The 14,644-nt window shown below is 69.1% G+C and carries 12 protein-coding genes; 5 read left to right on the top strand and 7 right to left on the bottom strand.

The window, feature by feature from the left end:
- A partial coding sequence (locus F3H32_RS17880; protein ID WP_223191419.1) for a transposase occupies window positions 1-301 on the top strand: 301 nt, incomplete at its 5' end.
- Here F3H32_RS17880 and F3H32_RS11130 read toward each other — a convergent pair.
- The 6 genes from F3H32_RS11130 to F3H32_RS11105 all read right to left on the bottom strand — a co-directional run bounded on the left by F3H32_RS11130 (window position 252) and on the right by F3H32_RS11105 (window position 10,924).
- Complete coding sequence (locus F3H32_RS11130; protein ID WP_149765921.1) at window positions 252-1,331, bottom strand: HlyD family secretion protein; 1,080 nt, start codon at window positions 1,329-1,331, stop codon at window positions 252-254. The genes F3H32_RS17880 and F3H32_RS11130 overlap by 50 nt on opposite strands.
- Complete coding sequence (locus tag F3H32_RS11125) at window positions 1,331-2,992, bottom strand: efflux MFS transporter permease (protein ID WP_149765920.1); 1,662 nt, start codon at window positions 2,990-2,992, stop codon at window positions 1,331-1,333. Before F3H32_RS11125 ends, F3H32_RS11130 begins: the two co-directional genes overlap by 1 nt.
- Window positions 2,989-3,420, bottom strand: coding sequence for a MarR family winged helix-turn-helix transcriptional regulator (locus F3H32_RS11120; RefSeq protein WP_149765919.1), 432 nt, complete (start codon window positions 3,418-3,420; stop codon window positions 2,989-2,991). Before F3H32_RS11120 ends, F3H32_RS11125 begins: the two co-directional genes overlap by 4 nt.
- 89 nt (window positions 3,421-3,509) lie before the next feature.
- The gene (locus tag F3H32_RS11115; protein WP_149765918.1) at window positions 3,510-8,018 is read right to left on the bottom strand and encodes a translocation/assembly module TamB domain-containing protein; all 4,509 of its coding nucleotides are present in this window, start codon (window positions 8,016-8,018) and stop codon (window positions 3,510-3,512) included.
- A complete protein-coding gene (locus F3H32_RS11110; RefSeq protein WP_149765917.1) occupies window positions 8,018-9,907 on the bottom strand; it encodes an autotransporter assembly complex protein TamA in 1,890 nt (629 codons plus the stop codon). Before F3H32_RS11110 ends, F3H32_RS11115 begins: the two co-directional genes overlap by 1 nt.
- Window positions 9,908-9,997: 90 nt before the next feature.
- Window positions 9,998-10,924 carry a glucokinase gene (locus F3H32_RS11105; protein WP_149765916.1) on the bottom strand — a complete coding sequence of 309 codons (927 nt, stop codon included), beginning with the start codon at window positions 10,922-10,924 and terminating at the stop codon, window positions 9,998-10,000.
- Between the two features lie 160 nt (window positions 10,925-11,084).
- Between F3H32_RS11105 and F3H32_RS11100 the strand changes: the two genes are divergently transcribed.
- The 4 genes from F3H32_RS11100 (at window position 11,085) to F3H32_RS11085 (ending at window position 13,886) form a co-directional block, all read left to right on the top strand.
- On the top strand, window positions 11,085-11,528 hold the full coding sequence (locus tag F3H32_RS11100; protein WP_149765915.1) for a hypothetical protein: 444 nt from the start codon (window positions 11,085-11,087) through the stop codon (window positions 11,526-11,528).
- A gap of 69 nt (window positions 11,529-11,597) precedes the next feature.
- The gene (ahcY, locus tag F3H32_RS11095) at window positions 11,598-12,989 is read left to right on the top strand and encodes an adenosylhomocysteinase (protein WP_149765914.1); all 1,392 of its coding nucleotides are present in this window, start codon (window positions 11,598-11,600) and stop codon (window positions 12,987-12,989) included.
- A 31-nt stretch (window positions 12,990-13,020) separates the two neighbouring features.
- Window positions 13,021-13,455 (top strand): HIT family protein, encoded by a 435-nt coding sequence (locus F3H32_RS11090; protein ID WP_149765913.1) that lies wholly within the window; start codon window positions 13,021-13,023, stop codon window positions 13,453-13,455.
- Window positions 13,456-13,544: 89 nt separating this feature from the next.
- Complete coding sequence (locus F3H32_RS11085) at window positions 13,545-13,886, top strand: DUF2853 family protein (RefSeq protein ID WP_149765912.1); 342 nt, start codon at window positions 13,545-13,547, stop codon at window positions 13,884-13,886.
- Between the two features lie 67 nt (window positions 13,887-13,953).
- Here the strand turns inward: F3H32_RS11085 and F3H32_RS11080 are convergent, their stop codons facing one another.
- Window positions 13,954-14,574, bottom strand: a complete 621-nt coding sequence (locus F3H32_RS11080; RefSeq protein WP_149765911.1) for an enoyl-CoA hydratase/isomerase family protein — start codon at window positions 14,572-14,574, stop codon at window positions 13,954-13,956.
- Window positions 14,575-14,644 lie beyond the last annotated feature (70 nt).

The raw sequence follows: 14,644 nt of genomic DNA, 5'->3' as shown, positions 1-14,644 counted from the left end.
GACGCATCCTCGACCCGGCGATGTGGTGGCCGATCGCGGCTACGATGCCCGCGCCGTGCTCGACCTGATCGCGGCGCGCGGCGGACGCGGCCATATCCCGACCCAACGCGACCGCAAGGTGCAGCGGCAGGTCGATCCGGTCCTCTACCGCCAGCGCAACCTCGTGGAGAGGTTCTTCTCCAAGCTCAAGCAGTTCCGAAAGATCGCCACCCGATACGAGAAGACGGCGGAAAACTACCTCGCCGCCGTCCTCATGGCATGCTCAAGGCTGTGGATGAGGAATTATGAGTCCGCAGCCTAGCCCCTTCGTCCACCGTCACCACCACGGACAGGCCCGGTTCCAGATACTCCGCCATCTCTTGCCCAGGATCGATGGCGATGCGCACCGGCAGGCGCTGCGCCACCTTGGTGAAATTGCCGGTGGCGTTCGACGCGGACAGCAGGCTGAACTCGGATGCCGTTGCGGGCGAGAACGCCTCGACCCGGCCGGTAAAGGCGCGGTGCTGCATGGCGTCTACGGTGAAACTGGCGCGGTCGCCAAGGCGGATGCCGTGCAATTCCGTTTCGCGGAAATTGGCGATGACCCAGACCTCGGGGCCGACATGGCTGACCAGCGCCGTGCCGGCGGTGACATATTGGCCCAGGCGCACGCCGACCTGGCCCAGCCGCCCGTCGGCGGGGGCGCGGACCACGGTATTGTCCAGGTCGATCCGCGCCAGTTCCACCGCCGCGCGGGCCGAGGCGATTTCGGCGCGCTTGGCGGCCAGCCCGACCTCGGCCCCGCTGACATTCTCGCGCGCGACCGCGATGGCGCTTTCGGCCTGGGTGACGGCGGCTTCGGCCTGGCGTAGCGACAATTCGCTTTGATCGGCCGCGCTTTGCGCGGTCACGCCGCGCGATTGCAGGGCCTGCGCGCGATCCCAGGTCGATGCCGCCGTGTCCCGCGCCGCCTGGGCCGCGGAAAGCGCCGCTTGGGCCGATTGCAGGCTGGCCTGGGCGGAATGGACGCTTTGTTCCTGGATCTTCAGCGCCGCCTGGGCGCCTTGTAGGGCGGCCTGGGCCTGGGCCAGCCTTTGGCGATGTTGCCGGTCGTCGATGCGGGCGATGACCTGGCCGCCGGTGACGGTCTGGAAGTCCCGCACCTCGACCGCCGCGACATAGCCGGAAAGCTGCGGGGCGATGGTGGTCAACTGGCCGCGGATATAGGCGTTCTCGGTCTGCGGATGCGCCGGGCGGAACGGCGGCAGGTGCCAGGCGTAAAGCACGATCAGCAGGCCGGCCAGGCCGGCGGCCAGCGCGATCAGGGTCGGGATCAGGTGGTTTCTGGTCATCAATCGGCCTCGGCTTGGGTCTGGGCGGCGGGGGGCAGCGGCGCGATCCGCACCACCAGCCAGTCGCGGAACAGGTGCAGAAGCAGCGCCGCAAGCGCCGCCGCCGCCAGCAGGAAGGTCAGGAAATAGGCGTCGTTATAGGCCATGACATAAGCTTGCGCGCTGGCATCCTGGGCCAACTGCGCCACCGCCTGCGCCTGGCGCTGCGCGGCGTCGGCGATCTGCGGCGCCAGCGCCGCGCCGCGCTGTGCGATCTGGGCCGCGGTCAGCGGATCGGCGGCGGTCAGTTCCTCGGCCAGCACTTGCAGGTGCAGGGCCTGGCGGTGGTTGATCAGGGTCGAGAACAGCCCCGACCCCATCGCCCCGCCCAGCGATTGCGTGGACAGGAAGACGATGACGAAGGACAGGATATAGTTCGGCCCGCGCGCCAGCGCCGATAGCAGCCCGCGCATCATCGCCGGCGCCAGGAAGAACGAGCCGGCAAAGGCGATCATCGCCTGGCTCAGCATCATCTGCGCCGGCCGGGTATCCATGCTGGCATGGCTGTCCATGAAGGCGCCCGCGGCGATCAGCACCAGCGCGATGATGTGGAACAGCGGCACCCGCTCGGGCTTCATGAACGGGATCAGCGCCAGCCCGCCCAGCACCGTTGCGGCAAAGATCAGCGTGAACAGCGGCACAAGCTGGCCCTGGGTCACGCCCAGCACCTGGAACATGCGCGGCGCGCCGGCGCTTTGCTCGGACAGGACCAGCCGAAAGATCAGCAGCGTCGCCGTCAGGTGCAGCATGGCGGGGCTGACAAGCCAGCGGATGTCCAGAAGCGGCGCCTTGCGGTGCAGCTCGATCACCACGGCCAGGGTCAGCGCCACGATGGACAGCGCCAGCACCCAGCCCAGCCAGGCCACGTCGGTCCACCAATGGATCGCGCCCATGATGAAGCCCACTGTCAGTCCCCCGAAGCCGGTGGCGATCAGCAGCCAACTGACCAGGTCCATGGCGGCGATCACCTTGACGCGCGGCGCCGAGGTCAGCGGCAGCGCATAGACCAGCCCCAGCGACACCGCCGCCAGCCCCAGCGCCATGGCGTGAAGCCCGCCCCAGCCGTGGTCGCCCATCAGCGCGGGCGAGATCACCCGCGCCAGCATCGGCCCGGCCGCCACCATCGCCAGCACCATCGGCAGGCCCAGCCGCATCTTCCATTGGGGCGGCAGCGGCTCCAGCATATACATGAAGGCCAGCGTGGACAGCGGTGCCGAGGCCATGCCGGCCACGAATTGCACCGCCACCGCCGAGCGAAGGTCCGAGACGGCAAAGGCCGCCAGCGACACCGCCAGATAGACCAGGATCGCCACCTCGGCAAAGCGGCGCAGGCCGAACTGGGTGCGGATCTTGATCAGCAGCAGCGGCATCGAGGCGCGCGGGATCATGAAGGCCGCCATCAGCCAGGTCGCCTGGGTGGTGGTGGCGCCCAGGTCCCCGGCGATCTGGGGGATGTTGGTGCTGACAAAGCCCTGCGCCAGCCCCTGCGTCAGCCCGATCGTGACCGAGGCGCCGACATAGCCCAGCGTGGCGGGCCAGGACATCGGCACGAAGGGCGGCGCGGCCGGGGCCGCAGGGGGTGCCGGGGCGGCGGCCGCCGCCGCGGCTCGCGGCCCGCTCATCCCTGGCGCAGCCTTTCGGCGTTCAGCGCCATCTGCGCCAGCGTGCGGCGCGTGACCGCCAGGTCCTGGGGCGCGATGCCGTGGGCAAGGGCGACGTCCACCTCGGCGCGAAAGCCCAAAAGCGGCTCGATCCGCGCCGCCTCGGTCAGGTAGATCGCATGCTTGCGGCGGTCCTCGGGCATCGGGCGGCGCTCGGTCAGGCCCTGCGCCTCCAGCGCGTCCAGCAGCCGCTTCAGCGTCGGCGTCTCGATCCCCAGCAGCGCCGCAAGCTGGGCCTGGCTTGCGCCCTCGTTGCGGCCGATGGTGGTCAGCAGCCGGGCGCGGGAATAGGTCAGCCCGTGCTTTTCGACCCGGCTTTCAAAGGCGGCGCGCAAGACGCGCGTCAGTTCGATAAGCGATTCCACAAGCGTAAAGGGGCGATCGGGCATCGCGTTTCCCCACTGTCTGACAATTCATTAGCTAGCTAATAAACAGCGCGGCCATAATCAAGCCCCGTCCGCGCATCTGGCGGGCGGGGTCAATAGTCGCGTTCGTAAAACAGGCCGATGGTGCTTTCCCCTTCGCTGTCGACCGAGCCTCGGGCGGTCAGCGTGTCGGACATGTCCAGGTTCAGGTTCAGCTTGGTCTTGCCGTCGCCGCCGACCTGCACGTCGGTATAAAGGTTCTCGGACAGGTATTTGCCCGCCCGGACCGAGACGTTGCCGTCGTCATCCGTCGCCAGGTCCAGATCGTCCAGCCCGGTCGAGGCGCGCAGCCGGCCCACGATCCCCTCGCCGCCGCGGCCGGCCAGGGTGGCGACGGCGCTGGCCAACTGCGCGGCTTGCAGCGCGCTGATATTGTCAAGCCCGCGGCCGAACAGCAGTTGCGACAGCACCTCTTCCTGCGGCATCTCGGGCGAGGATTCAAAGGTGATGTCGGGGTCCTGCGCCTCGCCGTCGATGATGATGCGGGTGGTGATGTCGTCCTGCACCGTCTCGGCCACCAGCCGCAGCACCGGGATCATGCTGCCCTGCAACTCGATCAGCCCCTCGGTCATGTCGAAGCGCTTGCCCAGCAGATCGACCCGGCCGCGGATCAGTTCGAACTGCCCGATGGGGATCGGCTGGCGGGCATTGCCGGTCAGGCGAATCTCGCCGCCCAGTTCGGCATCGACGCCGCGACCGCGGATAAAGACCTGCGACGGCGCGGAAATCAGCAGATCGAAACGCGCCGGATTGGCCGGCGGCGTGGCCGGGGGCGCCGCCATGCCGGCCTGGCGCGAGGCGTCGCTGGGATATTCCAGCAGCCCGGCCTTGGCGCGGGTCTGGCGCTGCGGCGGGCGCTCGGAACGGTGGATGATGTCGGGGATCGCCTTGGCGCCGCCCAGCCCGGTCGAGGGGATGCGCAGTTCGGTATGGCCGATGTCGATGCGGCCCGAGACCAACGGCCCCTGTCCCAGCGGCCCCGAGACATTGACCGCGCCGCTGACGCGCGATTCATAAAGGTTCGGGTCGCGCAGCACCACGTCGGCCAGCCGCACGTCCAGGTTCATCTGCCGGTCGCCCACCAGGGCGATGGGGCCGGTGACGGTGATGGTGCCGCCCGCCTCGACCGCGCCGCGGATATCGATGGCGATCCGGCCGGCGTTGAAATCGGCATTGGCGTTCAGGCTGCCCACGGCCAGGCCAAAGCGCGGCTCGGCCAGCCGGCCGCCCGTCAGCGCCACCCGGCCCGACAGCGATTCCAGCCCCGGCCGGCCGTTCAGGCGCAGATCGAAGCTCAGCGGCCCCTCGATCGAGCGGGTGCGCAGGAACGGGTTGGCCGCCGCGGCATCGCTGCTGCCGTTGATGGCGATATCGGCGGTGGACAGGTCCGTCGCTGCCGTGCCGGTCACGCGGGCCTGGGTATCGCCCGGCCCGTTTGCGGTCAGGTTCACGTCATAGACGTTGCCGGTGTTGCGAATGCTGCCTGAAACCGTCGCCGGGCCGGGAAAGCCCGGCACCACCAGGCCCAGGTCGTTCAGCCGGGCGTCGAGGTTCAGCCCTTCGGCCGGGCTGCCGTCGCCGGTGACGCTGAACTGGCCGTTGCCGGCGCGCAGCCGGCTGACGGTCAGGCTGCCATCCGGGCGCTGCGCGGCGGCCAGGTCGAAGCTGGTCTCGCCCGCCAGCACCGCATCGGCCTGCGGGTTGCCGACGCCCAGCCCGCGGGCCTGGCCGCTGGCGGTGATCTGCCGCCCGCCGCCCTGCTGGTCCAGGACATGGCCCGAGGCGCTGACCGAGCCGCGAAAGCCGCGGCCCAGAAAGCGCAGGTCGTCGGCGCGCAAGGTGGCGGCCAGGTCGGTTGCCCCCTGCCCCACCCGCCCCTCGGCGCCCAGGTTCAGGCGCGGGTTCTCGACGCTCGCGGTCTCGATGGTGAAGACGCCGTCGCGCTCGACCCCGTGCAGCGCCAGCCGGGTCTCGCCCACCAGCGCGCCATCGACCTGCGCCTGGCCAAAGGACAGGTCGGTGCCGGTGCCGGTCACGTCCAGCCGCCGCGCGCCCGAGCCGTCGTCCTTGAAGCTGCCCTGCGCCGCCAGCGCGCCGCGCCAGCCGCGGCCAAAGCTGGCCAGCGAGCGGATTTCCACCCGGCCCTGCATGTCGGTGCCGCTGGGGGCGATGCGGCCCTGCGCCGTGGCCAGCATCTGCCGGTTGGTCAGGTCGAAATCATGCACGGTGATCTCGTCGCCGCGCTGTTCGGCCGACAGCCGCAGGTCGGTCACGCCGGTCAGCGCCCCGTCCACGTCCTGCTGGCCCAGGCGCAGGTCGGTGCCGCGCCCGGTCAGCTCGATCCGGCGGGTGCCGCCCTGTTCCACCGCCGTCGCCTCGGCCGTCAGCCCGCCCGAAAGGCCGCGCCCCAGCACCGCCAGGTCAGGCATGGACAGGTTCAGCGTGGCATCCATGGCGCCGGGCGCAAAGCTGCCCCGGCCCTGGGCGTCAAGCTGCGGGTTGGTCAGCCGCAGGGTCTGCACCTCGAAGCCGTCCTGCGCCTGCGCCGCCTCGACCAGCAGGTCGGTTTCGCCCTTCAACGCGCCGTCCAGTTCGGCGATGCCGATGACAAGATCCTGCGCCTTGCCGGTCAGCGTGACGCGGCGCGCACCCTGGGCTCCGGTCACGCGCGCCTCGCTGCGGACGCTGCCCGACATGCCGGGGTCCGCCACCGACAGGTCCGGCATCTCGACAGTCGCGGTCAGGGTGCTGGAATAGCTGTCCAGCCGCCCCTGGGCCTGGGCCGTCAGGTTGCGGGCATTCACCGTCAGCTTGCGCAGGTCGATCCCCGAGGTATCGCGCCGGGCGCTGAGTTCGATGCGGGATTGCCCGGCCAACATGCGGTCGGCATGGTCCTGGCCGATGCGGATATCGTTGCCCAGAACCTGCGCCTCGACATCGAATCCCTTGCCCAGCAGCGCGTAGCGGCCCTTGATATGGGCCTGTGCCGCGCCGCCAAGCGCGCGCCCGGCCAGGGTCGAGAAGCGCCCGATATCGCGATGCTCGGCGGTGATGTCGCCCGACAGGGTCAGACCCGAGCGCAGCCCCGATACGGTGGTTTCGCCCTTGAAGCCGAAATCCTCGCCATTGATGTTCATGCCCCAAAGCCGCAGCGCGTTGCCGGGCGCAAAGGCAAAGTTCAGCCCGCCGTTCAGCACCCGCCCCACAGCCTGCGCCAGGCCGGGATCGCTGGGTTCCAGGTCGTCCATGCCAAAGGCGATCCAGCCGCGCACCTCTTCCAGCGCCTGCTCGGCGGTCAGGGCGACGCGGCCGCGCCCGTCCAGCCGCAATTCGGACAGGGTGATGTCGTCGCGGACGATGTCGCCGACCACGCCCTTGAGAACCCAGCCCGAGCCCCTGGTCGCGTCGTAATCCAGCCGCAGGCTGCCCGAGCGCACCGTGGTTGGCCGGTCGGTCCAGGGCAGCAGCACCGGCAATTGCGCAGCCCCCGCATCCTGGCCCAGCAGCAGCGTCAGATGCGCGCTTTCCGGCGCGCCGCGCGCCGTGGTGGCCAGGTCACCGTCCAGCCGCAGCGCCTCGGTCGTCAGCCGCAGCGAGGGGACGACCAGCCGGCCGTCCTGGCCGCGCCAGCCCTCGGCCAGAAGCTGGGATTGGCTGCCGAAAAAGGCGCGGTGGTGCGGCGGGGCCAGCGCGGCCACGTCGCCGCCCAGTTCGGCGCGAAACGCGGTGCCGGGCGCGCCGTCACGCTCGGCCGCATCGACCGAGACGGTGCCGGTCACGCGCGGCTGGCCATCGGTCGCAAGCTGAAGATCGGCGGTAAAGTCCGACATCGGCCCTTCGCCGGTGATTTCCGCCCGCACCGCGGGCCGGTCATGCAGCTTGACCGCATTCGCAAACAGCCCGTCGCGATCCTCGTCCAGGCGCAGGTCCAGGCGCAGGACGCGGGTTTCGTTGGAAAATCCTGCATCCAGAACGAATTCGCCGCGCGGCCCGTCCACGCGGTTGATGGTCAGCCTGGTCTCGCCCTCGCCCCCCGACAGGTTCATCGCCCCGTCGATGGCGATCACCGCCTCTTGCCCGATGATCGGCTGGCCCAGTTCGACGCGTTCGACGGCGATGCGGTCGATATTCACCCCAACCGGCAGTTGCGGCAGGGAAAACTCTTGCGCCTCGGCCTGCGGCGCGGCGTTGTCGCCGGTGCCGGGCAGGCGCGGCAGGATGATGCGCTCGGCCGAAAGCTCGTCGATCTCGACCCGCCGCGCCAGCAGCGCCGAGCGGGTCCATTGCATCGCGCCGTTTTCCAGCGTGATCCAGATGCCGTCATCATCGGCAATGGTCATCCGGTCAAAGGTCGCGCGCGAGGACAGCGCGCCGCGGAACCCCTCGATCACCACCTGCCGGCCGGCGCCGGACAGCTTTTCTTCCAGGAAGCGGGTGATGAAGCCGCGGTCGTCCTCGACCTCTTGCGAAATTTCGGCGGCGCTGTCCTGCGCCAGCGCGGCCAGCGGAAGGGCCAGCACCAAGGCCAGGGCGACGACAAGACGGTAAGCCAGATCACGCATCAGAACGCCTGCCCCAGACCGATATAGACCTGCACCCCGCCGTCATCGCCATCGCCCCCGCCGACCGGCGCGGCGATGTCGAAACGCAAAGGCCCGACCGGCGTGCGATAGCGTATGCCCGCGCCCGCGCCTGCCTGCCAGCCGCTGGGGCCGGAAAAGGCGCTGTCTTCCCAGACGCGGCCGGCATCGGCGAACAGCGCCAGCCCGATGCGTTCGCGGACCTGGATGCGGGTTTCGGCGGTCAGGGTGACGATGGACATGCCGCCGGTGCGGACCGTGCCGCCGCTGTCGTCGGGGATCACCTCGACCCCCAGCGATTCATAGGAATGGCCGCGCACCGTGCCGCCGCCGCCGGACCAGAACAGATAGTCGCGCGGCGTTTCCTCGATCTCGGGGCCGACCACGGTGCCCAGCCGCGCCCGGCCGGCCAGGGTGAAGCGGTCGTCGGTGCCGAAGCTGTAATAGACCCGCCCCTCGGCCAGGACCTGCGCGCCCGAGCCGGTTTCGTCCTGCAAGCCCACAAAGGGCGTGATGCCGCCCGACAGCCAATAGCCGCGCTTGGCATCCGTCGGCTCGTCGCGCTTGTCCCACAGAACCGTCGCCGGCAGGGCGAGCAGCCGGAAATCGGTGCGGCCGCCATCGTCGTCCACGCGCAGCGCCCGGTATTGCAGGGCGATATCGGCGGTCAGCTCGTCGCTGGGAATCCAGGTGAAGCCCAGGCCGAAGGTGCCGGCGTCAAGGTCGTAATCCTCTTCCTGAAGGCTTTCGACGGTGGCCAGCACATAGCCGGTGGTGTCGGCGGTGATGGTGGCGGGCCGGTCGATGCGCAGCCCCAGGCTGTAATCGCGCCCGGTGTCGCCGCCGATATCCGAGACGCTGGCGTCCACGCGCAGCCGCTCGCCGCCGCGAAACAGGTTGCGGTTGATCCAATAGCCGGTCAGCGACAGCCCGTCGGTATTGGAATATTCAAAGCCCGCGCCCAGCCGGCGCAGCTTCTGTTCCGTCACCAACAGGTCCACGTCCAGCGTGTTGCCGGGTCCGACGGCATCCGCCTCGGTCAGGGTGATGGCCGAGAATACGCCCGAGCGGCGCAGGCGCTTCCTGACATCCTCCAGCTTCTCGGGGTCGAAACGCTCGCCTTCGGGAAAGCCGGCGATCTTGCGCAGCCGGCGCGGGTTCATGCGCTCGTGGCCGCGGATGGTCAGCTGGCCAAAGCGCAGTTCCGGGCCGGGCGCCAGGCGGATGCGGCTGTCCACCAGGTTGGCGGCGTGATCGGCGACGATCTCGGTATCGGCCACCTCGGCCTTGGCATGGCCGACATCGCGCCACCCGGCCACGCCGGCGGTCGCGGCGTTCTTCATGTCGCCGGTGCGGGCGATCTCGCCGCGGCGATAATCGCTGGGAAGGTCGGTTCCGGGCGCCACGGGCGCGATTTCGGCCCGGCTATAGCGAAAGCGCGGCCCCGGCTGGACCGAAACCACCACCCGGCGCACCCCTGCGGGCGCATCAAGGGGGGCGATGCTGGCCGCCTCGACCCCGTCCAGGGTGATGTCGATCAGGCCCGAATAATAGCCCTGGTCGTAAAGCACCCCCAGGATGCGGGCGTAATCGCCCCGCGCGGCGGCCAGCATGTCCTGTCCGGTCACCCGCCCCTCGGCCTGGGCGCCGACCAGAAGCGAGGTCGCCCGGATCGCCGGCAGCAGGTCATCGTCGCCGCCCTGGACCTGGAAATCCAGGTTGACGGGCGAATCGTCATTGGGATCGCCGCCGCCGAACCAGCCCGAGAAAGGCAGGGACGAAGAAGGGCCGGAGGATTGCGCCATCACCATGCCCGCGCCGACGCCCAGCACGATTGCGGCCGCCGTTCCTGCCTTGATCCAGCTTTTCATTGCCCGACTGCCCTGCTTGTGCGGTTTTGTCGCAAGCATCGCAGGCCGCGCGCATAAAATCCAGCGCAGCCGCCCGCTTCTTGGCGATTTTCAGCGGATCGCGGCCAGGCAGCCATGCAGCGCCGCCATATCGTCGCGGATCACCCCGATCGGCACCGCCTGCGGAATCGCGGCCATCAGCGGGTCGGAAAGAAAGGCGCGCTCGAAGATTTCGAACCGTTCGGTGCAAGAGCGCGCGACGCTGCCGGCCAGGAACATCCCGTCCATCGGCATGAATCGCAAGGCAAGTTCGCGGCAAAGCAGCCCCAGCAGCCGGGCGTAAAGGCGCAGCGTCTCTTCGGCCTCGCCGTCATGGCGGGCGGCGGCGGCGACCACCTCTTCGGGGCGGCCCTGGGGCATGCGGCTGCGCAGCGCGTGCAGGCGGGCCAGGCCGCGGCCGGCGAAAAGTTCCTCGACCGAGCCGATACCAGAGGCCGCGCCCTGCCCCAGCGCCTCGGCCAGCGGCCTGGCGACCGAGACGGGCAGGCGGGTATGGCCTTCCTCGGCGGCAAGGCAGGCGATGCCGCCTTCGGGCGACACCTTGACCGCGCAGACATTGAAGCCGGTGCCGGCATTGACCACCAGCCGCTGGCCGTTCGACAGCGCGCCTTGGGCCGGGACGCGCAGGAATCCCGCCGCCGCACCGTCCAGCGCCGGCGTGGCATAGCCAAGCGCCATCAGGTCGTTGATCAGCCGCACGCGCGGCGCGCCCGACAGCGCCCCCAGCCGCGCCGCGGAAAAGCTCCAGTCGCGATTGGTCAGCCGCGCCTCGTCTCCCCAGACCGGGCCGGCCACGGCGATACAGGCCGCGTCGATCTGGGGGCTGCCCTGCTGGGCCAGATAGGCCATCACCACCGCGTCGAAGCTTGCGTAATCGTCGCCGCGAAAGCGGGTGATCGTCCGGGGCGCCAGCACGCCCTCGCATGCCAGCGCCATCCGCGCATTGGTGCCGCCCACATCGGCCAACAGGATCGCCATCGCTTGTTTCTCCGCGCGTCTTGCCCTGGGGCCTTTCTAGGGCATCGGCGGCCCTGCCGCCATCGCCTTGGCCCGTGCGGGCCGGAACCTTTCGGGAACCCCGGCCGGCTTTGCGGGGTTTTCCTGCCAATGAACCGCGTGAAAGCGAAAGGTTGAGACGATGAAGACACCTTCGGCCCACCGCATCCTGCCCGCGCTGCTGGCGGCGCTGCTGGCCGTGCCGGCGCTGTCCGCCCAGGCCGCGATCCAAAGCCGCGCGGAAAACCTGGCCCATCCGCGCGGCTGGTCCGCCATGGCGGGGCTGGAGCCGCGGGCGGTGCGCGAGATCGCGCGCACCCTGCCCGCCTCGGCCAGCGCGCCCGAAGACCAGCCCTGGTGCGAACGCGACGCCGACCTGGAAAACACCTTGCGCCACGATTTCGGCGAAACCCGCATCGCCGACGGCGCGCAGGGCACCACGCTTTGGGGATCCGACCTGATGGGCACCTGGACCCTGGTGTTCGAGCGCCCGGACGCAACCAGTTGCGTCATCGCCTCGGGGATCGGGTTCAGCGACCGGGCCAGCCCGCAGACCTTCTTCACCGAGGCGGGAATCGACGGCTGATCGCTTGGGTTTGCAGGACCGCGCCGGGGATGCTAAGGCCCCGCCCATGACACAGGCGCGAGGGGCCCCATGACCGATTCCATCATCCGCGACATCGCCCTGGCCGATTACGGCCGCAAGGAGCTGGACATCGCCGAAACCGAGATGCCCGGCCTGATGGCGTTGCGCGCCGAATATGGCGCCGCCAAGCCCCTGGCCGGCGCCCGCATCGCCGGCAGCCTGCACATGACCGTGCAGACCGCGGTGCTGATCGAGACGCTGGTGGCGCTGGGGGCCGAGGTCCGCTGGGCGTCGTGCAACATCTTCTCGACCCAGGACCATGCCGCGGCGGCGATCGCGCAAGCCGGCATCCCGGTCTTTGCCATCAAGGGCGAGACGCTGCCGGAATACTGGTCCTATACCGACCGCATCTTCCAGTTCGCGGAAGGCACGGCGAACATGATCCTGGACGATGGCGGCGACGCGACCATGTATGTGCTGCTGGGCGCGCGGGTCGAGGCGGGCGAGACCGGCCTGATCGACACCCCCACCAGCGAAGAGGAAGAGGCGCTGTTTGCCCAGATCCGCAAGCGGCTGGCCGAAACCCCCGGCTGGTTCACCCGCCAGCGCGACGCCATCCAGGGCGTTTCCGAGGAAACCACGACGGGCGTGCATCGGCTTTACGACCTGCACAAGCGCGGCCTGCTGCCCTTTGCGGCGATCAACGTCAACGACAGCGTCACCAAGTCGAAATTCGACAACAAATATGGCTGCAAGGAATCGCTGGTGGACGGCATCCGCCGCGCCACCGACGTGATGATGGCCGGCAAGGTCGCCGTGGTCTGCGGCTATGGCGACGTGGGCAAGGGCTCGGCCGCAAGCCTGCGCGGCGCAGGCGCGCGCGTGAAAGTGACCGAGGTCGATCCGATCTGCGCGCTGCAAGCCGCCATGGACGGGTTCGAGGTCGTGGTGCTGGAAGACGTGGTGGACAGCGCCGATATCTTCGTCACCACCACCGGCAACAAGGACGTGATCCGCATCGAGCATATGCGCGAGATGAAGGACATGGCCATCGTCGGCAATATCGGCCATTTCGACAATGAAATTCAGGTCGCCGCGCTAAAGAACCACAAGTGGACCAACGTCAAGGACCAGGTGGACATGATCGAGATGCCCTCGGGCAATCGCATCATCCTGCTGTCCGAAGGGCGGCTTCTGAACCTGGGCAATGCCACCGGCCATCCCAGCTTCGTCATGTCGGCCAGCTTCACCAACCAGGTGCTGGCGCAGATCGAGCTGTGGACCAAGGGGGACGACTACGCGCCCGGCGTCTATATCCTGCCCAAGGCGCTTGACGAAAAGGTCGCCCGGCTGCACCTGGACAAGATCGGCGTCAAGCTGACTACCCTGTCGCAGGAACAGGCCGCCTATATCGGCGTGACCCCGCAGGGCCCGTTCAAGCCCGAACATTACCGCTACTGAGCCGCCGGGCCTGAACAAGGGGGGATGACGAATGTCCGACGATTGCCTGTTCTGCCGCATCGCGCGCGGCGAATTGCCGGCGCACCGGGTCCATGAGGACGAGCATATCCTGGCCTTCCTGGACCTGCATCCCATCCGCCCCGGCCATTGCCTGATCATCCCCAAGCGGCACTATCCCTGGTTCGAGGATCTGCCCCAGGATCTGGCCACCCGCATCACCGATTGCGCGCAGCGCCTGGCCCGCCAGATGAAGGCGATCTACGCGGTCGAGCGGGTGGCGCTGTTCTATACCGGCATCCATGTGGCCCATGCCCATGCCCATGTCGTGCCGATGCACCATGTGCATGACGTGTCGTCGCAAGCCTATCTTCAGGACGGCACCGACAGCTTTACGACCCCGCCGCAATTGCCGGCCGAGGACGGCGCCCGCATTTCCGCGGCGCTGGCCGCGGCCTTGCGCGGCTGAATCGCCGCAGGGCAAGGTTTCGGTTGATATTTATTAGCCCGGCGTTAGGCTTTCCCGGAAACGCGCATTCCGAAGGAGAGGGACGGAGCATGAGCAAGCGCGACGATCTGATCGCCAAATACGCCGCCGACATGACGGAAAAGCTGGGCGTGACGCCCGACATGGACCTGCTGACCCAGGTGGTCATCGGCTGCGGGCCCTCGATCTACGATGCCGACGCGGAAACCGTCGCCGCTTCGGACAAGTCCGAGTTGGAGCGGATCAGGACGAACTACCTGATGAAAAAGCTGGGCCTGCCGGACGGTCCTGAACTGTCGGCCGCCATCGACGAGGTGATGGCGAAATACGGCAGTTCGAACCGCAACAAATACCGCCCGGTGGTCTATTACATGCTTTGCCAGCATTTCGGCAAGCAAGCCGCCTATGCCTGACGGTCGGGCGGGCGGTCCGCCGCGCGGCCTGTTTCCCGCCGCGCCGTGAACCGGACGGCCGCCTGCCCTATTCCAGCATCCGCTTGATCGCCGCACCATGGGCGGCGTCGGCGGCGCAGGCATCGGCGGCCAGCGCTTCGGCCTCGTCCAGCAGCGCCTGGGGCGCGACCAGGCGGTCGATCAGCCCCCAGGCCAGCGCCTCTTCGGCGGGGATCTTTTGCCCGGCCATCAGGATCATCTTGGCCCGCGCCGGCCCGACCAGCGCGCGCAGGCGCAAGGGGTCGCTGGGCTGGGGCAGGAAGCCCAGGCGCATGACCGGGTAGAAGATCTTCGCCCCCGGCACCGCCAGCCGCAGGTCGCAGGCCAGCACCATGCCCAACGCCCCGCCCGCCGCCGTGCCGTTGAGCGCCGCGATGGTCAGGCAGGGCATCGAGGCGACGCGGGACGACAGCCGTTCCCATTCCGGGGACAGGGCCAGCCCGGCGCGCGCCTCGTCCAGGTCGGCGCCGGCGGAAAACACCCGGCCTTCGCCGGTCAGGATCACGGCGCGCAGGCCCGGATCGGCAGCCAGCGCGTCGAAAGCGGCGGTCAGTTCCGCCAGCATGGCGCCGGTCAGCGAATTGGCCTTGGCGGGGCGCGAAATGGTGATGCGCCCGATCCCGCCGACGATTTCCCTGGTGATCAACATTCCCTCCTTGGACCCGCGTTCCGGCTGTGGCAGAAACCGGAGTGACGTTTCTATGCAATTCTCGCCGGAA

It is taken from the genome of Paracoccus thiocyanatus (assembly GCF_900156255.1).
Classification (GTDB): domain Bacteria; phylum Pseudomonadota; class Alphaproteobacteria; order Rhodobacterales; family Rhodobacteraceae; genus Paracoccus; species Paracoccus thiocyanatus.
This window is presented reverse-complemented; position numbering and strand designations above follow the sequence as displayed.

Bases quoted from the DNA above. Each gene is read 5' to 3' on its own strand.
- F3H32_RS11130 (WP_149765921.1), bottom strand. From the start codon at position 1,331: ATGACCAGAAACCACCTGATCCCGACCCTGATCGCGCTGGCCGCCGGC.
- F3H32_RS11125 (WP_149765920.1), bottom strand. From the start codon at position 2,992: ATGAGCGGGCCGCGAGCCGCGGCGGCGGCCGCCGCCCCGGCACCCCCT.
- F3H32_RS11120 (WP_149765919.1), bottom strand. From the start codon at position 3,420: ATGCCCGATCGCCCCTTTACGCTTGTGGAATCGCTTATCGAACTGACG.
- F3H32_RS11115 (WP_149765918.1), bottom strand. From the start codon at position 8,018: ATGCGTGATCTGGCTTACCGTCTTGTCGTCGCCCTGGCCTTGGTGCTG.
- F3H32_RS11110 (WP_149765917.1), bottom strand. From the start codon at position 9,907: ATGAAAAGCTGGATCAAGGCAGGAACGGCGGCCGCAATCGTGCTGGGC.
- F3H32_RS11105 (WP_149765916.1), bottom strand. From the start codon at position 10,924: ATGGCGATCCTGTTGGCCGATGTGGGCGGCACCAATGCGCGGATGGCG.
- F3H32_RS11100 (WP_149765915.1), top strand. From the start codon at position 11,085: ATGAAGACACCTTCGGCCCACCGCATCCTGCCCGCGCTGCTGGCGGCG.
- ahcY (WP_149765914.1), top strand. From the start codon at position 11,598: ATGACCGATTCCATCATCCGCGACATCGCCCTGGCCGATTACGGCCGC.
- F3H32_RS11090 (WP_149765913.1), top strand. From the start codon at position 13,021: ATGTCCGACGATTGCCTGTTCTGCCGCATCGCGCGCGGCGAATTGCCG.
- F3H32_RS11085 (WP_149765912.1), top strand. From the start codon at position 13,545: ATGAGCAAGCGCGACGATCTGATCGCCAAATACGCCGCCGACATGACG.
- F3H32_RS11080 (WP_149765911.1), bottom strand. From the start codon at position 14,574: ATGTTGATCACCAGGGAAATCGTCGGCGGGATCGGGCGCATCACCATT.